The organism is Bacillus sp. Brlt_9 (assembly GCF_051948935.1).
Classification (GTDB): domain Bacteria; phylum Bacillota; class Bacilli; order Bacillales; family Bacillaceae_G; genus Bacillus_A.
Window position 1 is genome coordinate 70,665 of the sequence record NZ_JAYJLO010000010.1, and the last position, 20,125, is coordinate 90,789.

Consider the following 20,125-nt stretch of genomic DNA (forward strand, 5'->3'; position numbering starts at 1 on the left):
ATTCCCAGCTCTGATCCTTTTTATAGATATTTAATACAAAAAAGCCCCTTATTCTAAGGGGCCTTCAACAAAAAAATTACTTAAATTTTAATTTATAGACGCTGTATATCCTTCTATTTCGCATCAAATCCCTTGTGCTGTATGCGACTGGGGGATTCGTTCACTCTAAAGTTTATTTAGAAGAGTCATGTACAGGTAAACTACTATGAATTAATTCAGCAACTTTTACATATCCTTTTGAGTTTGGATGAATGAAATCCTTAGACCAAAGCGTATTGTCATTAACTAATTGATGATTCCAAAAATCAACATGATGAAGCTTATACTCTCTGCTTAATGAAAGGATAACTTCGTTTGCCTCTAATAATTGTTCTTTTAACATATGTTTTTTTTCAGAAGAAAATGGAAGCCGAACTGTAAAATCTGGAAGGCTCGCTATAATAATATCCGCATCTGTTTTACTTAATGTATCTATCATAAATTCCATTTCGTTCTTATATTCTTTATGATTCCAACGTCCTTTTAAAACATCGTTTGCACCAGCAATTAGACTAACCAAATCTGGATTAAACGTTAATGCCTTTTCCAATTGCTTTGAGCGAATTTCTTTCGTTACTAACCCACGCTTTGCAAAATTGGCATATTCTATATCGTTTACACACAGTTGAACAAAATGATCTACCCAGCTTTTTAATGCTATACCCTCAACTTCATCCCCTATCCCCTCTGTAAAACTATCACCAATCGCTACAAATCGCTTCCACATATGTATGCCCCCTTTTTGTATTCATATCTACACTATATAATAGTTTACAGCGTATATCTATTTCCATTGTAATTTAATTGAATAATGAATCTTCTTTCGTCCTGTGTAACTTTATTAAACTATCCTTGCACCAGAATGCTTTGAATCAAAAAATACATAATAAACGCCATCCTTTCTGTATATTTCTACAAAAAAAATAGCGTTTTTTGATTATATAGATACAAATTTAATTTAGCTTGATAGCACTACCACTACAAATAGTTCTGAAGAACCAAATTTGAGAATTAATGCACTCTACCATTCCAAGCTATCTACATAAAAATCCATAATACTTTGAAACTCCGTATTTCAGATTAATTTTTAGTTTTATCTGATAAAGTTAGCTTTTTACTATATCAACCGCACTATCCCATATACCGCTAAAGAAAGATCCAATTTGGCGCATAAAACGTGTAAACCAATTTGCTTGTTCTACATCAGATTTTGTTACAAGGTCTATTTGTAATGATTTACCTGACAAGAACCCAGGATCTATATTATCTTTAGGCGAGATAATCATTTTACTTATTGTTACACCTTTTTTAATAGGCGCTTCTTGTTCTTTATTCAATACTTTAAATTCTTTTTTATAAACATCTTTATTGCTCTTTGGTATTGGAAGTGAAACAGCTTGCTTCGTTTGAACTACTACATCTTTGTCTTTTGCATTTGGTACTCGCACTGTTTCATGCCCTTTTACTATAGTATCTTTTCCATATAGCTTCTTCACTTCAAAATTCGTAAATCCATATTCATATAATTTCTTCGTCTCATCAAAACGTGCTGTATGAGAGTTTGCTTTTATCACTACAGAGATTAGGCGCATACCGTTTCTTTCTACTGTACCAGTAAAGCAATCACCGGCTTCTGGAGTAGTTCCTGTTTTCAACCCATCTACACCTTCATATTGCTTAATTAAACCTTTTAACATCATGTTAAAATTCACCATATCAATTGGATACTTGCCACCCTTTTGGAATGTTTTTTTGGGAATTTTTGCTGTATCTAATATTTTCGGGAAGTCTTGAATAAGACGTTGTGCTAAAATCGCACAATCTCTTGCGGACATTTTATTTTTCTCATCTGAAGTTGTCCCTTCTGGATGATGTCCTTTTAAATCATAATTTGTTAAACCTGTAGAGTTTACAAATTTGTAATTTTTCATTCCAAACTCTTTTGACTTATCATTCATCATTTTCACGAAATCGGCTTCTTTTCCAGCAATTTCTTCAACTAAAGCAATTGTTGCACCGTTTGCAGAGTAAATTGCCATTGCCTCATATAACTCTTTTACTGTATAAGAGCCACCATTTTCTAATGGAACGTTTGATAATGAGCGATCTTGTGAAATCTTATATGCATATTCAGAAATTTTAACTTTTTGATCCCATGTAAGTTTTCCTTTATCCACCGCTTCATGAACTAAATATTCACTCATCATTTTTGTCATACTAGCAATTGCTAGTGATTCATCTGCATTTTTTTCATATAAAATTTTTCCGGAATTTGCTTCTACTAAAATTGCTGATCCTGCTTCTACGTCTAAAACAGGGACTGTTTCCGCTGATGCTCTTCCAAATGTAACGACCATGCTACAAAATAGTGTAAGCACTGTTACTATTACAATAATTTTTTTGTAAAACATACCTTTCAATTCTCTTACCTCCCATATCTTTGAACTCAAAAAAACGTTATTCTAGCATAATCACTATAAAAATAGACAATTTAATCAAATTCTATATACATATAAGATGTTGGGATCACTTTCATATAGACCATTCCATCCTTTTAGGCGCACTGATACGTAGTATCCCCCACACATCCCTATTTTTAATACCCTTGTATTATTAAAAATGATCCGTAATTTCATATTTTTTAGGATTACAATGAATAGACAATCTAAAGAATAAGTTTGTTCCACATTTACAAAAAAATAAAACCAGTGTGTCCCGATTAGATATCAAGCCACACTGGTTTTATTAGCTATCAAAGATTTTAATTATTTAATTCAGCTATTTACAATACTCATACCAGAAATGAATTTTCCTTAGTCTAGACTATTAATTTTTTATTATAAAAAAACTACATCCTGTATAGAATGTAGTTTTTTCACAGATTTATTTATTTTTTACTTCCTTTTTATAAAAATCATATAATAATTTAATAGATGAACTAGATAATATAGGCATTGCCTTCTCAACTAATTCTCTATCCCAATCAAACCAACGCATTTCCATTAGCATATTGATTTCTGTATCAGTGAATCGTTTCTTTATTTCCTTAGCAGGATTTCCACCAACTATTGTATACGGCGGAACCTCTTTACTTACGACAGATCCTGCTGCAACGATTGCACCTTCACCGATTGTAATGCCAGGCATAATAATAGCATTCATTCCAATCCAAGCATCACTTTTAATGACTGTATCACCCTTCGGTTCATATGAATGTTCAATTTGCTCAGCGAATGGATAGACTGTAATCCATTCTGAGTGATGATTATGATTACCACCCATTAAAATGACTACTCCACTGGCAATACAAACATAATTCCCAATAATGAGTTTGTCAAGATGCCATCCCATCTGTTCAATTGGATTGAACAGCGCTCGGGACCTAGCATCTCCCCACAAATACCTTACACAACCATCTTCAAAATTTTGATGACCATAATATCCTGAATAATAGGAGTACTCTCCTACCTCAATGAGCGGATTTGTTACTATATCTTTTATATACTTTGTTTCTGACCAATGATTATATAATGGATGCTTCATACCTTTATTCCTCGCTTCTAAGTATTGTAGATTCTTGTAATTCACTTAGAAGCTTACTACGACTGCTACATTTTTTAGCTTTCTCAAACGACGAATCATTATATTCAAGCCTTTCTTTTATAATAAAAAAATCATAACGTGTTAAATTACATAAGTCAAATTGTAAAATTATGTACTAAAACTTAAAGTGTGAATTGAAATTTCAACATTAAAACAATCGAGTTTTCAAATAACAAATCCCAATTACATATGATAAAGATTTCTTAACTATACATCTAACTTCTTTCCTGTATTAGCCGTAACTTCCTCGATTTAGTTTAATTATTCATTAATTTGTCAGATAAATCAATAAATGTTAATATGATTATAGAAGATATTATCATCCATTAGATTTCACAGCTTGTTTTTCACAAAAAAGATTTCTGAATCCTTTACTAACTAGGAGGTTTAGAAGATGAAACTTTTAAAGAAATCAACAATTATTGGTGCATTGACTGTTGGAGGAGTTTTATTATCGAGTACAATTTATACAATCACACCTGTGTCTGCACAATCGCAACTTACACAAAAAGTATCGCCATTTTTAGATAATTGGCAGTGGCAAAACTATTTTTTATTACATCATAATGCAGATTTTATAGAAGAATTAGCAGTTGGTGACTTAAAACAGGGAGATACATTTGATGTTACTATATATACTGGTGGTAAAGATACTGGTATTGTAAAAATATATCAATTGAGCGGAAATGAAAATGATGACATAAACTTGCATAGATATAAAACCATTTATGACTCAGGTTTAAAACATGATTATGGTAGATTTGTAACCCCTATTACTAAGGCTTATAATCCTGGAACATATGTAGCTGTTATGAAACTTGGAGACAATTATTATTATGGAGGCAGCTTTAAAATCTCAAAATAATTAAACCTCATCAAAAAATATTGAATACTATTTTTATTAGACAAAAACCATTTTAAAAGGTCCTATACCTTATATAAGATATAGGACCTTTTGATTATTTTCCCTTTTTAAAGTTTAAAAAACCCTTACTTTCTTTATAAATTATATTTTTTATTCAACAACTGTTTTCACCTCATAAAGTTCTACAATCTAATATGCAATATTGCATATTCTATATATTCACTCTTTAAAAACGCAATAATTTATCTATAAAAATATTTAAAATTGATATTAAAAGGAGAATATTACATGTCTTTCTATTCTTGGTCTCCACTTATTTTCTTAATAGTTGTTGCAATTAGCATTTCTATTCAAAAGACTAAGAAACAATAATTTATTAGTTGGAGGTGTAAAGATGTCATTTGCAGCATGGAGTGCAATTATTATGACTTTAATCGGAGCGATATCCGGAGCAATCTTTGGTACAATCTCTTTTAGAAATAAAAGCAAAAATTAAATACTTACATAAAAACGAATTTCTAATAAAACTCTATACAAAAAAATAGCCTATAAAATTTTATAGGCTATTTTTCATTTCATCATTATTACTTAGCTAATTCTTTCGTACCCTTCATTACATCAACGAAGAATCCCCAGTTATTCACAACAGAAGAAATACTAATATGTTCATCTGGAGTATGGACGTTGAATATATCTGGACCGAATGAAATTGCATCTAATTCAGGCATCTTTTGAACAAATGCACTACATTCAATACCTGCATGCACTGCAAAGATTTCAATATCTTTATTGTATTTTTCTTGATGCACTTTTTCAAACAAATTGCGAATTAGTGAATTTGGATTGTATGGCCATTCTGGATACTCTGACTCTATTTCAAATGTTGCACCGACTAATTCGGCAATACATTTAATTTCATCTGCAACATGTTGTTTTAAACTACTTACAGAACTTCTCACTTCGTTACGTAATTTAATTTCATCTTGCAACGTTTCAATAACACCTAAATTTGTTGAACTTTCTACTAGACCTTTAATATCCAAACTCATACTTTGAATGCCGTTTGGAATTAAGAATAATGATGAAATAAGTTGCTTTTGTGTCTCTTTTGCAAATACTTTTTCTACTTTCTCATCCAATTTTGTAAGTGTAACGTGAACATCTGGATCAACAGCACGCATTTCTTCTTGTAATACTCTAGTCCAAGATACTAGTTTTTCTTCTACTTTCTCTAAATCTTCTGTACGTAATACAATTGTAGCTACACTTTCACGCGGAATTGCATTTGTTTTTAATCCGCCGTGAACTTCACTTATATCAAATTGAACATTTGCTGATAAATCGCGTAATACTCGTCCTAATACTTTGTTCGCATTACCACGTTGTTTATCAATTTCCATACCAGAATGTCCGCCTTTTAAACCACCAACATATAGACGGTATGCATCCGTATTCGCTGGCGCTTCATCCCAAATTACTGGAATTGTTTCAACAGCTTTCGCACCACCTGCGCTACTTACAAGTAATTTATGATCTTCTTCAGAATCAATATTAATAAAAATCTTACCATCAAAGTGATTTGCATCAACAGCAAAAGCCCCGCCCATTGTTGTTTCTTCTTCAGTAGTAATAACTACTTCAAGTGCTGGATGCGGAATGTCTTTTGAATCTAATAAAGCCATCGCATACGCCACTGCAATACCATTATCAGCACCTAAAGTCGTTTGATTTGCATATAACATGTCACCAATGATGCGTAATTCAATTGGATCTTTTTCAAAATCATGTACGGTTGCTTGATTTTTTTCACATACCATATCCATATGCCCTTGAATGATAATAGCTGGTACATTTTCATAACCAACAGTTGCTTCTTTTTTAATAATGACATTCAATGCTTCATCTTGAATCACTTCTAAGTTCCGCTCTTTTGCAAAGCTCACTAAATAATCACTAATTTCCTTTTCATTACCCGATCCTCTAGGAATCTTTGAAATTTCTGCAAAATGATAAAATACAGGGTGCTTTGTTAATTGTTCTAAAGTAGAATACATTTTTAAGCTCCTCTCAAAATGACAAAATAATATGTAAGTCTTTTATCATTATACCATGATTCATTATTTTACCTTTCTTTTAACTTTTTAATATATTGTTCATTTTATGGACAAAACACTTACAACATTGTAAGTGTTTTGTAATCTATATCGATTTTTCTCATTTCATAATAGCCGTATACTGTGTAAAGAAACAAATTGAAGGAGATAAAGAAAATGAAAAAGTTTTTAGCGATTATTACACTATGTTTATTATTTTCTAGTTTTACTATTGGATGTGAAAGAGCATCACTAAATCGAATTGGTAAAGATGTATATTACGTACAGATACAGGGCGAGGGAACTATCGAAAAAGTTGAAGGTAAAAACTTAAGAAATTACACACTGCCTGCTTATGACGAAGACGGAGTAAAAAAACAAATTACATTTAGAAGTAAGAAAGCATCAAACGAACATAAATTAAATGAAAATGCATTTTTATGTCTTTATGTAGATCAAGATGATAAGAGCAAAAATGAAATATCATCAATTGAAGTGAAGTCATATGAAGAGGTTCCGGAAGCTGATTTACCTGCAAAAGTAAAAGAAAAGTTAAATGCTAAATAAAAAACAAAAGAAAATGCTCTATGCATTTTCTTTTGTTTTTGTCACTCGTATATATTTTGAACTGCTATTATTCATCAGTTTCTCTAACCGATTTATATTTTCCGTTAATGCACCTTTCACAAGAGAGAAATCTGTATTCGGTTCTTCTTTCTTTTCTTTAAAAAATGAAGACTTTTGTACATTTAATTCAGCCATCTCTTCTCCCCCTTTTCAAAAAGATACAATCTTCTATTTATATTATATAGCAAATGCAGAAAGAGTGTACACTTATGATTTTCTTTTTAATTCTTCTACTTGCTGCAAAGTATCTCCTTTTATTAACAAGAAAACTGATGTACCTTTAACTCCTACCTGGAATTCTCTCTTTTTTATTTTTGTTAATTATTATAAAATTAACAATATTAATCTACTATTTTTTATAATATTTGATATTATAAAAAATAGATTTTAATGGGATTATAATCTAATATATTTTTGGTTAAAATCATTTTTCACAAAAGGAGGTTAACCATATTGAATATTATCGTGACTCCAGAATTATTAGAAGCTTCTGCTAACAAGTTTAAAAGTGCTCAAGAGCAAGAACAATTTACTAACCTTCGACAAGATATCTCATATCTGGAATCAATTACAGCTAGTATTTCAGCAAGAGGAAAAAGGAAGTAACATTGTAGGAACTCTTCCAAACCATATCGTACAAAGTATTGAAAAGTTTTTCCCTTTGTCTATTCAAGAAGGGAAAACAATGTTAATAGAGAATGGATTTAATTCCTTATATGCTGAAAATTTTATAATAGATTTAAAATCAACACATTCTATTTACACTATTATGCGTCTAGATACAACCGAAAAGAATGAGGTTATTTCTGACAATGGATTCTTTGTTATTGAATCATCAAACACCCAATGGCTATTAACTCGAAATATAATAAATGATTCCTTTGATATAACCTATTTAACCAAAAATCATTTCGAAAATGAAATAGCAAAACTAAAAAAACATTAATCCTTTAAGATGGGAGTATATTTATATTGAATAAACAACAGCATTCTAGCAAAAAAAAGGAAGGTTTTTTCGAAAATAGGATATTACCTATCATCACTGTTCTTTCAGGTGTCATTCTACTAGTGTACAAAGGGTTAGAATTTATTTCAAAGTATGTATTAATTTTAATCTTATTTACCCTAATTATTGCTTCGTTATACTTATTGTTTATGAAAGAAATAGTTGGTGCTGCTATTGGATTCATTTTTGCAGCCCTTGGGTATTATATGTATAAAATCATTTTTAAGCAAAAAAAGAAATAACGCATAAACAAATCATAAAGAGGTAATTTAAAAGAGAATATTTTTACGCATTCTCTTTTAAATTACCCTCTTTTATATACTTATATGGAATTGCCTCTACAAATTTTTCTAATCTATCCACACTTTGAGTCAATGCACCCTTCACAAGAGAGAAATCTGTATTGGGTGCTTCTTTTTTTTCTTTAAAAAACGCAGACTTTTGTACATTTACTTCAGCCATCTCTTCTCCCCCTTTTCAAAAAGATACAACCTTTTATTTATATTATATAGCAAATGCAGACAGGGTGTACACGTATCATTTTCTTTTTAATTCATCTTCTAATTCTTCTACTTGCTGCAATGTATCTCCTTTTATTAACGAGAAATCTGTTGTATCTTCATTATCTTCTTTAAAAAAATCATTGTCATAATCTTTTATCACTACAATCACCTCTACGTGCTAGTGTAGGAATGATTGTCCGATTTTATACAAGATTGTCTAAATTTACTTTGTCTTTATGTATAAGTGAAAAGGACAGAAAAAATCCTGTCCTCATTTACTAAAATAACTATGATGTATTGTTAAATTATATACATTTTCAAAATCCCGATCTTGCAGATTATTTTTCTTCCCATCAATAACAATAAAAACATCACTCACTATTTTTGCTGGTATAATTCCGACATTTTCTACTTGCACCGCTTTCTGCTCATTCAATTGCTCAATAGGTTCAAATGGAACGATAATACTAAATTGTGAGCGGATACCGCGAAAGTTTGTATTTAATTCCTTTGCCGCTTCAAATACAACAATTTTTGCCCCAATCTTTTCTCCATACGAATCTAAAAATGCGTTTAAGCTTTTTGTATATTCTTCTTCCGTATGCCATTCCATCGTACCGAATACTGCTGGATTCACATTCTGAATAATTGTTGTGTATATTTCTCCTCTTGCTTTAGAAGCAATTAATGACCGTTTTATCGATTGAACAGTCTTGCCGATATCGCTAAATTTCGCTCCCCATATCTCTGAAATATTAGGTGTTAAAATAAATGCAATATCAACGAAAATAACCATTGCAGTGAACATTAAAAGATTTTTCCAGAGGGTTAAATCAATTCCTTTTATCATGAAATACACGGTGACTGATACTATAAACAACCCATACCAAGTCTTTCTAATCCGTTGCTTCTTTTCCTCATACAATTCTTCATTTCTCCAGTAAAAGAAAACAAGAACTAGAAAAACGATTGCTAAAATAAATAAGCCGATTCGAATGTTAGAGATCACCAATGACATCACCCTCCATTCAAAAACTACTCACGATATCATTACATGCACAAGCAGCTCTCTTTATGACAAAAGACGTGGACAAGCTTCTAAATTTAGCAATATCGCATATACATTAGAAGGTACCACGTCTTTTATCTTGAATCTACATTGTATATGTAGACAAGCATACGTTTCAAATTTTCATGTTAAAAAGAAATATGTTTCGGAATTTCCCCTTCTGGTACTTCTCCGTCCATACTTAAGTAATAATGACGAATTGGATGTAAATTATCGTCTAATTCATACACGAGTGGTATACTCGTTGGAATATTTAATGAAACAACACCATCACTTGAAAGGTTATCTAAGTATTTAACTAGCGAACGTATTGTATTACCGTGCGATGAAATTATCACCTTTTCACCACTTTTTAATGACGGCGCAATTTCTGAATGCCAATATTCAAGTACTCTTTTCTCCGTATCCACTAAACATTCAGTCAATGGAAACTCACCTTTTTTCAGTGCTTTATATTTTGCATCATTCATTTCATACCTAGGATCATCCTCAGTAAGAGCAGGTGGTCTTACATCAATACTTCTTCTCCAAATATGAACTTGCTCCTCACCATATTTTTTCGCAGTTTCATCTTTATTCAAACCTTGCAATGCACCGTAATGTCTTTCATTTAGCTTCCAACATTTATGTACTGGCACCCAAGCAAGATCCATCTCATGAAGTACAATCCATAACGTCCGGATTGCTCGTTTTAATACAGATGTATAAGCGACATCAAAAGTATATCCATTTTTCTTTAATATCGCTCCTGCTTCTCTCGCTTCACTTAATCCATTCTCTGATAAATCTACATCTGTCCATCCTGTAAAGCGATTTTCAAGATTCCATAAACTTTGTCCGTGACGAATAAGTACAAGTTTTATCATAATAATTCCCCTCTTGGAAATGTGAATTGTATTGTTCCATTGCGTACACGTATAAAGTATCTAGTAATGTATCTTTTTATCTATTCACTCTATGACCAATCCATAGTTGCCAAATGTACGGATAAAATTTGTTGTTTTTCAAACTATAAAACAGATGTATTTCTTATCATTTTTGATCGATTGCAACTTCCCGTTTCGAAATCCAAGCATCAAAACCTGATCGGCTATTTGCCATTTCATTCATAACTTCATGCCAATTTTCTTCACACGATTCACCAAATTTTGAAAAAATAGCACCCATTTGTTGTCTTTGTACATCGCTCAATTTTTTCTCTAATTCGGTACCTTTTTTTGTTAATGATAACTGCTTCACACGACGATCATGTGTAGCTTCATTACTCTCAATTAAACCCTTTTCCACAAGTTGTCGTAATGGTCCGTGTAGAGCTTGTTTACTTATTTCTAATAGTGATAATAACTCATTTACACTTATCCCTGGAAAGCGTGCGATAAAAAATAAAATCCGGTGATGTACTCTTTGAATACCATACTCTTTTATAATTTCATCTGGCTTTTCAGTAAATGTTTTATATGCAAAGTAAAATAATGCTAATGCTTCATTCATCTGTTCTTCTTTATGTTGTGTCATCTACTTTCCCCCTGTATGTAAATTATACCACAATCCAGTAATCAATATTTTAATGAACGCATTGGAACTTCTTTAGCCTATTGAAATATTCATTGCATAAGTAGGAGATGATTCAATTGAAAACGCAATATACTGTTAGTACATATTTATTAGATCGATTAAGTGAATTAGGAATTGAACATATTTTTGGTGTCCCTGGTGATTATAATTTGGCTTTTTTAGATGAAGTACTAGCACATGAAAAGCTAAAGTGGATTGGAAATTGTAATGAATTAAATGCAGCATATGCTGCTGATGGATATGCTCGTATAAAAGGAATCGCCGCTCTTATTACCACTTTCGGTGTTGGAGAGTTAAGCGCCATTAACGGCGTTGCTGGCTCATACGCAGAGAACGTACCTATTATAAAAATCACAGGGACACCACCAACAAAAGTAATGGAAAATGGAGCACTCGTTCATCATACGTTAGGTGATGGAAAGTTCGATCATTTCTCCAATATGTATAGAGAAATCACGGTAGCACAATCAAAATTAACACCTGAGCATGCCGCTGAAGAAATTGACCGTGTATTACGTGCATGTTGGAGTAAAAAACGCCCTGTTCATATTCAATTACCGATTGATGTATATAAAAAACCAATTAATAAACCTACGGAACCAATTTTACATAAACCAGTTGTAAGTAATAAAGATGCGCTAGATAAAATGCTTCTACATGCAACTTCAAAAATAAACAGTGCCAAAAAACCTGTCATTTTAGCGGATTTTGAAGTAGATCGATTTCATGCTAAAGAATATTTGTATCAATTCGTAGAAAAAACTGGGTTTCCTATCGCAACATTGAGTATGGGAAAAGGAATATTTCCTGAAAAACACCCTCAATTTATAGGAATTTATACTGGTGATGTTAGTTCTTCATACTTACGAAAAAGAATTGATGAATCTGACTGTATTATTAGTATTGGCGTAAAATTAACTGATACTATTACTGGTGGTTTCACACAAGGTTTTACGAAAGAGCAAGTAATAGAAATCCATCCCTATACTGTGAAAATTATAGATAAAAAATATGGACCCGTTGTAATGAAAGATGTTCTAGAACAATTAAGTGATTTAATCGAACATCGCATTGAAGAAACACTTGAAATTAAGTCGTTTATTTCAGAATCACTATCTATAACAGAAGAGTTCAACCCGAAAGCACAAATGCTTACACAAAAACGCTTTTGGCAGCAAATGTACCATTTCTTACAGGAAAACGACGTCTTAATTGCAGAGCAAGGAACACCTTTCTTTGGTAGTGCCGCTATCCCTTTACCAAACAACACTACATATGTAGCGCAACCATTATGGGGATCGATCGGCTATACATTACCTACTCTACTTGGTACACAGCTCGCTAATTTATCGCGGCGTAACATTTTAATTATTGGTGATGGTTCTTTCCAATTAACTGTCCAAGAGTTATCGACTATACTACGTCAAAATTTAAAACCGATTATATTTTTAATCAATAACAATGGTTACACTGTTGAACGTGCAATTCACGGTCAAAACGAATCATATAATGACATACAAATGTGGCATTACACAAAACTCGCAAGCGTATTCGGATCAGAAGAAAAAAGTCTAACATTTAAAATAGAAAATGAAACAGAGTTAGCAGAAGTTTTAACGAATATAACTTTAAATAAGAATCAACTTATCTTTATTGAAGTTGTAATGAGTCAAGGGGATCAGCCTGAATTGTTAGCTAAACTTGGGAAGAGATTCGGCCAACAAAATTCTTAATATAAAAAGCATAACCTAATTATATAAAAGGAAAAGGATGGAAGGTGCCACCCTTTTCCTTTTATATATACTATTTTAAGAACCTTCTTCGACTAACGTCTCGTGTGACAAGTCAAAATTCTTAATCAACCTTTAACTTTATAGCTTTTGTAGCAATAAATGTTTTAATATGCTTATCTAATATCCTTGTTCCACCAAAATCATCCTCATAAAAACCTGTTATAATAAAACCCGCTTCAATTTGGCCTTGGATTTGATCTTCTAGTGTATGCGCATATTCTATTGTTTGATTTGAATCGATGTAATCTTGAACTTCATCCTCTGGTAAATAATCCAATGTCGATGAAGGGATTGAATGTTTTACATCAAGAATACCTTTTTGTTCTTGATTATCATCAAAAATCCATAGTAACGGATTTGTAAATCCAGAAATGAGAATACCTTTATTCTTTAAGACCCTTGAAACTTCATTCCATACAAGATGAACATCTTTTACAAATAAATTAGAAACAGGATTTACAACAATATCAAAATATTCATCCTCAAAATCATTAAGGTCTGTCATATCTCCTTGTACTGTTTTTAAAGTTAAACCATCTCGTTTTGCTACCTTTTCATCTTGTTCCAATTGCTTCTTGGATATATCAGTAACTGTTACATCTGCTCCAGCAGCAGCTAGAACTGGTGCTTGTTGTCCGCCACCTGATGCTAAGCAAAGTATCTTTAATCCATTTAATGACTTTGGAAACCAATCTCTAGGAACTGATTTTTCCGTAGTCACTGTAATCTCCCATTCACCTAATTTGCTTTTCTCAATAACCTCACTACTTACAGGTTGCGTGTATCTAGAACCTTCTTCAACCTTCTTATCCCATGCATTACTGTTTTGTTGTGTAGTATCCATTACAGTTATTCCTCCTAATGACCTAGTTGCATTTTAAGTGTAAGCTTATTAATTATTTATGCTTTCCTTTTTCTATTAACCTGCCTGATAGTTATTACATAGTTGTCTATATTTATATTAACAGATAAATGATAATAATTACTAAAAATTATAAAAACTCACAAAATTATATATCCATTTACTTAAAACAACCGTAGAATTGGTAGTTTCAAACCACTCACTTACACATAAAAAGGCATTCCAAACCTGTTGACAGTTGAAATGCCTTTTTTAATGTTATTTAATTTCTCAAGCTCTTAACTGAACCCATTAAACAAATAAGCTACAATTTTTCTTTTTTATTCAGCGAGCGTTAACTGCCAAGACACACCATACTTATCATTTAACCAACCAAATTTTTTACTAAACGGATAGGCACCTAAAGGCATAAGTACCGCTCCCTCCTTAGCTAGTTTATTAAAAGCTGTTTCAATTTCTTCTTCCGTATCACAAGTTACATAAAGAGACATAGCTGGCGTAAATGTAAAATTATGATTTACATAACTATCTATGCACATGAACTCTTGCCCGTGTAATGTAAACGTTGCATGAATGACAGTACCCTCTTTACCAGGTCCATTTTCATCGTAGCGAGAGATATTTACAATTTCTGATTGATCGAATAACGACGTGTAAAAATTCATCGCCTCCTCAGCATTACCTTCGAACATTAAAAACGTAGTAATTTTTTGATTTGTAGTACTCATATAGAAACATCCCCTTGATATGTATTTATGTAAAACATACATCGGCCAACAAAACCGAACGTACATTCTTATAAGTGTATTGTCTATAAAAACGATACGTTTGTCAATTATCTACTCTCTTATTTCTTCTTAAATAATGCTGTCCAAAGAAATGATTCTCCAAACATAGTATTTGGTTGGTCAATTTGCTTCATCTTTCTAATTTCGATCACTTCAAACTCGTCAAATATCGCTCTTAATTTTTCTTCTGAATATGCAAGGCCACCTTGTAGACTCCACCCTCTATATACGTCCCAATCCGTTATTTCTGATCCATTTCGCTCATCTAAATCGCCTGCTGCAAAACATGTTAAACCAAAATAACCACCCGGTTTCAATGATTTTTTAATTAAATCCACATAATGTATCCTTCTATGTGGTGGAATATGATGTAAACAGCCCGAATCGTATACAAAATCAAAATCATTTTGACACTCTAGATTAAAAATCGAATCACAAATAAAATCAATTTCTATTCCTTTTGCTAACGCTCTCTCTTTCGCCCACTTTATACCTTCTATAGATAAATCCACTGCTGTTACTTCAAATCCTTCATTCGCCAAATAAATTGCATTTCTTCCTGGACCACATCCAAGCTCCAGCACTTTCCCTTTGGAAACCCATCCTATTTCTATATATGAAACTAGATTTTCATCCGGAACATTTTCAAAAAACGGAACATTTTTTTCTCTATTTTCATAAAATTCATTCCAAAATGGTTCTGCTGGTCTTAATAATGAATCAAGCATTTTAATAATATCTTCTTGCGTGTGCAACGTTTCATTTTTCATTCGTACCCCTCCAAATTTAAATAATCAGAAAATTATTATATATCTTTTAGAACTTTCAGACAAAGAAAAAAAACCCCTACATTCAATAGGAGTTTTTCTCTTTAAAATCCAAGTACAGCTAACCATTTTAACAACTTCTTTTCTCGCGCTTTTAAATCATCGTTCCTAAGCTTACCTAACTGTATTTCACTAACAATTTCTCCGTCCGCCATAAAAAGAACCCTTTCTGTTTTCGCTGCTACCTTTACATCATGAGTCACTAACATAATAGTAGTTCCATCACGATTAATATTTAATAAGATTTGCATTACTTCTTCTGTTGATTTTAAATTTAGAGCACCTGTAGGCTCATCAGCAAAAATAATGTTTGGATTATTAATGAGCGCTCTACATATAGAGACCCTTTGTAATTGCCCTCCAGATGCTTCGGTTATATAATGAGACGCTATATCACTTATCCCCATTTTCCTCATTAGCTCCAGAGCACGTTGATTTACTATTTTCTTACTCTCACATTTCGCTAAATATGCTGACAAGATGATATTATCAAATAGGTTCAAGTTTCTAAGAAGGTTGCTCTGCTGAAAAATAAATCCTATTTCAGTCAGGCGCAATTTGGCTAACGCTTCTTCTTTCATACAAGATATTTCTTTACTACCAATTTTCACACTTCCTGATGACATTTGATCCATCCCACTAATCGTATATAGTAACGTCGATTTCCCAGAACCAGAAGGCCCCATAACCGATACAAATTCTCCCTCATAAACCTCTAAATCTATATTTTTTAGCACGTGATAATTTGCATTTCCATCTATTGAATATGTTTTGTTTACTTGCTTTACTTCTACAATTTTTTTCAAGTGATACACCCCTACTCCCCATTTGGCTTTACATCGTTTGTTTGCTTCATAGTAAAACTACTGAAAAGTATTGTTGCAGTCATACATATAAATAATATAGCTGGACATATTACATAAGAAACGATAGGACTTACGACAAACTTTATATGAGCTGCTCCCATAAATGAGCCTAACCAACTTACTAACATTTCACCAAACGTAGCAGCTATATATGTCCCTGTCACAATGCCTAATAATACAATCACAATAGAACGAGTTATATACTGTATACGAATATCGTTATAAGAAAAACCGATATTTTTCATAATTAAAATTTGCGAAGAATCTTTTGCTAATAACATTTTAAAAAACATCGCAGTAATTAAAACTGATATCAATATCGCAATCAAAATAGCCACTTGCGTCACGAGTCTTAATTGTTTAATTGTCTCTCCTAAAGTTTGCGTTAAATAATCATCCGTATCTGTTATTTTTGCAGAACTAAAATTCTGTTTATACTCCTTCACTTTTTCTTGCAAATCCACATTAGGTTGCAAATCTACATTTACTACATACCATAATATGTTTTCGTTATTATAAGAAAAGTTCGCTTTAGCTGTCTTCCCGCCATTCGTTACATCTTGATATATACCACTAATCTTAAGTGTTTTCTCTTTCCTATCAACAAATAAAACGATATAATCCCCTACATTCTTTTTTAATTCATTTGCGTTCATATAAGAAAGAGCAATTTCATTTTCATTTTTTGGTGCCCTACCTTGCATATAGTCTAATGGAAATGTAGTGAAGTCTCCCACTTCTACATGTAAGTTTTCATGTGTACCATCAGCGCTAACCATTTTAAAGGTACTCGTTACAAATGTTGCATATTTTTCTACTTCATCATCATTTTGTAAATATGATATAACGTCCTTAAATCGTTTCTCTATATTTTCAGTTTGCTGTAAATCTATTCGAATATCACTTTTTCCTGTTCCCATATAATTAACAAACTTCGGTGACTGAATCGTATACAAAAAGTTAACAGGTACCACAATCATAAACACAGCTATTATTAATACGATACTTAATACGCGATATAACTTAAATCTTTTTATAACATCTTGTATACCAATAAATATATTTATATTTTTAGATTTAGATCGATTGAGTGAAAAAGAGTTTCTACGCTTTCTTATCCCTAGTTTATTTCTTGATTGCAAAGCATCTATTGCTGTAATTCCCCTAAATTTCCGCAAAATGATACGACAGAACAGGATAACGACTAAAAATAACAATGTTGTGATTATTAACGACACAACATTGTGTAAAATACTTTTATCTGCCGCCCCCATATAAAGAGTGATATTAGAAGTGAATATCTTTGTAACAAATAGTAAAAGTATATATCCACATACACATCCACCAGCTGAAATAACAACATATTTTGTTACATATAGTTTTTGAATATCTTTACTTGTAATGCCGATAGCTTTCATAACACCAATTTCCCGATAATCTTCTTCCATCGAAGTAGTAATCGTAAATCTAATACATAACATTGCAATTAACATTAATAATGCACTTATTATGATAAGTACTGCAGCTATTATTCCATCCGTTAATGAATTGAGTGTTTTAAATAGTGAATACGTAATAGAGGGACCTTTTTGAGGTAAGTTCGATGATTGGTATAGCGTTTCAAATTCATTTATTTTATTTACATCTGTTAGCTGGAATTCAATAAGATATTCACTTTCTTCAAAATTCCCCTTTATTCTTTCGAAGTCTTCATCACTTATTACAAATCGTTTTGAACTAACGATTGATGGGTTCATTTGAACATCACGAACAAATTCCGATATAGTAAATTCTAGTTCTTTATTATTTTTAACAACCCATATTTTATCTCCAATACGCAAATTATATTTTTGCATATAATAAATTGGTACACCTATTTCCCCTTTCCCAACATCGATCACTTCATTATTTAAATTTAATAAAAAGTCAAATTTACTATTTTGTTTAACGAAGCTAATGTCCATTACACTATTATGTTCCGCTTCATTTTTCTTATTAATAAAAATGTTAGACCCGCTAATTTGAACCATCTCAGCCGTTTGTTGTTTTTTTACAAAAGGAGTTTTCGCTACAAATGAGTCGATTGACTTTTGATTTATTTCTCCGGCATGCATTTGTACAAAGTGCGGTGCGTTTGATACTTTAAACAATTGATCCATTGAGTTCAATAGATTTATAACGTTACTTGAAGCACTAGCCATTAAAAGACTTGATAACATGATAAACATAAATAAAATGGTAATTATCATTTTATTTTGAGAGAAATCCCTTTTTAACATTCTTCTAATCATATGAAGCTAGTTCCCTTCATTCCATAATATTTTCTTCGTCACGATCGCTATTGTTATCATTATGAAACTAATAACTAATATAGGTAAATAAATTTTCATACTGAATTCTTCAAACATAAAACCATAAATAACTTGCCCAATTGGCGCCATACATTGAGATACCGCTGTTATAATTGCCATTACTTTTCCTAAGTTTTCATTTGGTGTTTTCTTTTGGACTACAGTAATTACATAGATGGATATAATTGTCATGATCATTGCAATTAGAATAGAAGAGAGTATAAAGAGGATAAATGGTGGATAGTGTCCTAAATTAAGAATAAATGGTGTAACTGATAGTGCCATTGGTATTACTAATAAAGCTATTAAAATCATCCAATAATACAATGTTTTCATCTGTAGCTTTTTCGCAAAAAAACCTATTGATAATGCACCTATTATAGTAGCAAAATCGATTAATCCCATTCCAATGCCATATAACGTGTGGCTACTTTCCATTGTTACTCGTATAATAATTGGAGCACCAACAACAAATAGCGGCGTCAGTATTAAATTTAGTAATGCGGCTAAAAGCATAGATTTCAAAATAAATGACTGTTTTAAAACGTATATAAACCCTTCTTTCATATCCTTTACAATTGTCGGTATGATATGGCTTTCTTGCACCCTCTTTATAAAAGGTATTGTAATAAACATTTCTAAAATCGCAGATAAAAAGAAAGCAAAGCAACTTATTATTACGAGCATTTTCAAACCAATTATGCCGTACAATATTCCTCCTAATACAGGAGCAACTATATTAGATAATGCTTGCACACCATTTACGATACCGTTCGCTTGTTCTAACTTTTTCTCTGGAACTAATTGCGGAATACTCGCCATGACTACCGGTGAGTACATTGCACTAATGATCGCCAGTAAAAACATAATTGTTCCGATCAATAGAATAGATACAGATCCAGTAAATAACAAAACTATAAAGCTTAATACAATCGCAGCGTTTATAAAATCAAATATAACCATTACATTACGGCGATTGAAACGATCTGCTATCGCTCCTCCCAGAGGAGCTAGCAAAAACGGAATACTCGTACTCGTTACTGCATATAATCCTGCGAATATATCAGCACGCCCAGTTATATCTAGTACATATAATGACAGCGCAAAACGTAAAAGTGTTGAACCCAAAATAGTAATAATTTGCCCACTCACCATTAAATAAAAATCTTTCATCGAAGGTTTTATACTAATAAATATCATAATCACGCCCTTCATTTAACCTAGACCGACTGTCGGTCTATAATAAACAAACAGAAAA

Annotated in this window: 21 protein-coding genes and 1 pseudogene; 6 read left to right on the plus strand and 16 right to left on the minus strand. The window is 31.9% G+C overall.

Annotated features, from left to right (window positions below):
• Positions 1 to 172: 172 nt before the first annotated feature.
• From VF726_RS26580 to VF726_RS26590, 3 genes are all read right to left on the minus strand, one after another.
• Complete coding sequence (locus VF726_RS26580) at positions 173 to 766, minus strand: SGNH/GDSL hydrolase family protein (RefSeq protein WP_440173193.1); 594 nt, start codon at positions 764 to 766, stop codon at positions 173 to 175.
• A gap of 379 nt (positions 767 to 1,145) precedes the next feature.
• Positions 1,146 to 2,459 (minus strand): D-alanyl-D-alanine carboxypeptidase family protein, encoded by a 1,314-nt coding sequence (locus VF726_RS26585; protein ID WP_440173194.1) that lies wholly within the window; start codon positions 2,457 to 2,459, stop codon positions 1,146 to 1,148.
• Between the two features lie 463 nt (positions 2,460 to 2,922).
• The gene (locus VF726_RS26590; RefSeq protein ID WP_440173195.1) at positions 2,923 to 3,582 is read right to left on the minus strand and encodes a CatB-related O-acetyltransferase; all 660 of its coding nucleotides are present in this window, start codon (positions 3,580 to 3,582) and stop codon (positions 2,923 to 2,925) included.
• Positions 3,583 to 4,036: 454 nt separating this feature from the next.
• On the opposite strand from VF726_RS26590, the gene VF726_RS26595 reads away from it, so the two are divergent.
• Positions 4,037 to 4,507: a DUF5065 family protein gene (locus VF726_RS26595; protein WP_440173197.1), complete on the plus strand. Its 471-nt coding sequence runs from the start codon at positions 4,037 to 4,039 to the stop codon at positions 4,505 to 4,507.
• A gap of 584 nt (positions 4,508 to 5,091) precedes the next feature.
• Here VF726_RS26595 and pepD read toward each other — a convergent pair.
• Complete coding sequence (pepD, locus tag VF726_RS26600) at positions 5,092 to 6,561, minus strand: beta-Ala-His dipeptidase (protein WP_440173199.1); 1,470 nt, start codon at positions 6,559 to 6,561, stop codon at positions 5,092 to 5,094.
• 216 nt (positions 6,562 to 6,777) lie between these two features.
• Here pepD and VF726_RS26605 point away from each other — a divergent pair, with 216 nt between their 5' ends.
• Positions 6,778 to 7,167, plus strand: a complete 390-nt coding sequence (locus VF726_RS26605) for a YxeA family protein (RefSeq protein WP_440173200.1) — start codon at positions 6,778 to 6,780, stop codon at positions 7,165 to 7,167.
• An 18-nt stretch (positions 7,168 to 7,185) separates the two neighbouring features.
• Here the strand turns inward: VF726_RS26605 and spoIISB (VF726_RS26610) are convergent, their stop codons facing one another.
• Entirely contained in the window at positions 7,186 to 7,362 is a 177-nt protein-coding gene (gene spoIISB, locus VF726_RS26610) for a stage II sporulation protein SB (RefSeq protein WP_410985837.1), read from the minus strand.
• Between the two features lie 318 nt (positions 7,363 to 7,680).
• Between spoIISB (VF726_RS26610) and VF726_RS26615 the strand changes: the two are divergent.
• The 3 genes and pseudogenes from VF726_RS26615 to VF726_RS26625 form a co-directional block, all read left to right on the plus strand.
• Positions 7,681 to 7,909 (plus strand): annotated as a pseudogene (locus VF726_RS26615) (hypothetical protein); the annotation flags it as partial.
• A 3-nt stretch (positions 7,910 to 7,912) separates the two neighbouring features.
• Positions 7,913 to 8,173, plus strand: coding sequence for a hypothetical protein (locus VF726_RS26620; RefSeq protein WP_440173316.1), 261 nt, complete (start codon positions 7,913 to 7,915; stop codon positions 8,171 to 8,173).
• A gap of 26 nt (positions 8,174 to 8,199) precedes the next feature.
• Entirely contained in the window at positions 8,200 to 8,475 is a 276-nt protein-coding gene (locus tag VF726_RS26625; protein WP_440173201.1) for a hypothetical protein, read from the plus strand.
• 43 nt (positions 8,476 to 8,518) lie between these two features.
• Here the strand turns inward: VF726_RS26625 and spoIISB (VF726_RS26630) are convergent, their stop codons facing one another.
• From spoIISB (VF726_RS26630) to VF726_RS26650, 5 genes are all read right to left on the minus strand, one after another.
• Entirely contained in the window at positions 8,519 to 8,695 is a 177-nt protein-coding gene (gene spoIISB / locus VF726_RS26630) for a stage II sporulation protein SB (protein ID WP_440173202.1), read from the minus strand.
• A gap of 75 nt (positions 8,696 to 8,770) precedes the next feature.
• Positions 8,771 to 8,896 carry a D-alanyl-D-alanine carboxypeptidase gene (locus VF726_RS26635; RefSeq protein WP_113741361.1) on the minus strand — a complete coding sequence of 42 codons (126 nt, stop codon included), beginning with the start codon at positions 8,894 to 8,896 and terminating at the stop codon, positions 8,771 to 8,773.
• A 111-nt stretch (positions 8,897 to 9,007) separates the two neighbouring features.
• The gene (locus tag VF726_RS26640; RefSeq protein ID WP_142286541.1) at positions 9,008 to 9,745 is read right to left on the minus strand and encodes a type II toxin-antitoxin system SpoIISA family toxin; all 738 of its coding nucleotides are present in this window, start codon (positions 9,743 to 9,745) and stop codon (positions 9,008 to 9,010) included.
• Between the two features lie 188 nt (positions 9,746 to 9,933).
• Positions 9,934 to 10,671, minus strand: a complete 738-nt coding sequence (gpmA, locus tag VF726_RS26645; RefSeq protein ID WP_440173203.1) for a 2,3-diphosphoglycerate-dependent phosphoglycerate mutase — start codon at positions 10,669 to 10,671, stop codon at positions 9,934 to 9,936.
• Positions 10,672 to 10,837: 166 nt separating this feature from the next.
• Positions 10,838 to 11,320, minus strand: coding sequence for a MarR family winged helix-turn-helix transcriptional regulator (locus tag VF726_RS26650; protein ID WP_440173204.1), 483 nt, complete (start codon positions 11,318 to 11,320; stop codon positions 10,838 to 10,840).
• A gap of 107 nt (positions 11,321 to 11,427) precedes the next feature.
• Here VF726_RS26650 and VF726_RS26655 point away from each other — a divergent pair, with 107 nt between their 5' ends.
• Positions 11,428 to 13,113, plus strand: a complete 1,686-nt coding sequence (locus VF726_RS26655; RefSeq protein ID WP_440173206.1) for an alpha-keto acid decarboxylase family protein — start codon at positions 11,428 to 11,430, stop codon at positions 13,111 to 13,113.
• A gap of 121 nt (positions 13,114 to 13,234) precedes the next feature.
• Here VF726_RS26655 and VF726_RS26660 read toward each other — a convergent pair whose 3' ends face one another.
• From VF726_RS26660 to VF726_RS26685, 6 genes are all read right to left on the minus strand, one after another.
• Positions 13,235 to 14,017, minus strand: a complete 783-nt coding sequence (locus VF726_RS26660) for a class I SAM-dependent methyltransferase (RefSeq protein ID WP_440173208.1) — start codon at positions 14,015 to 14,017, stop codon at positions 13,235 to 13,237.
• Between the two features lie 338 nt (positions 14,018 to 14,355).
• Positions 14,356 to 14,763 carry a VOC family protein gene (locus VF726_RS26665; RefSeq protein ID WP_440173210.1) on the minus strand — a complete coding sequence of 136 codons (408 nt, stop codon included), beginning with the start codon at positions 14,761 to 14,763 and terminating at the stop codon, positions 14,356 to 14,358.
• Positions 14,764 to 14,882: 119 nt separating this feature from the next.
• Entirely contained in the window at positions 14,883 to 15,593 is a 711-nt protein-coding gene (locus VF726_RS26670; RefSeq protein ID WP_440173212.1) for a class I SAM-dependent methyltransferase, read from the minus strand.
• 101 nt (positions 15,594 to 15,694) lie between these two features.
• A complete protein-coding gene (locus tag VF726_RS26675; protein WP_440173213.1) occupies positions 15,695 to 16,456 on the minus strand; it encodes an ABC transporter ATP-binding protein in 762 nt (253 codons plus the stop codon).
• 11 nt (positions 16,457 to 16,467) lie between these two features.
• Positions 16,468 to 18,807 (minus strand): ABC transporter permease, encoded by a 2,340-nt coding sequence (locus VF726_RS26680; protein ID WP_440173215.1) that lies wholly within the window; start codon positions 18,805 to 18,807, stop codon positions 16,468 to 16,470.
• Positions 18,808 to 18,813: 6 nt separating this feature from the next.
• The gene (locus VF726_RS26685; RefSeq protein WP_440173217.1) at positions 18,814 to 20,067 is read right to left on the minus strand and encodes an MFS transporter; all 1,254 of its coding nucleotides are present in this window, start codon (positions 20,065 to 20,067) and stop codon (positions 18,814 to 18,816) included.
• Positions 20,068 to 20,125 lie beyond the last annotated feature (58 nt).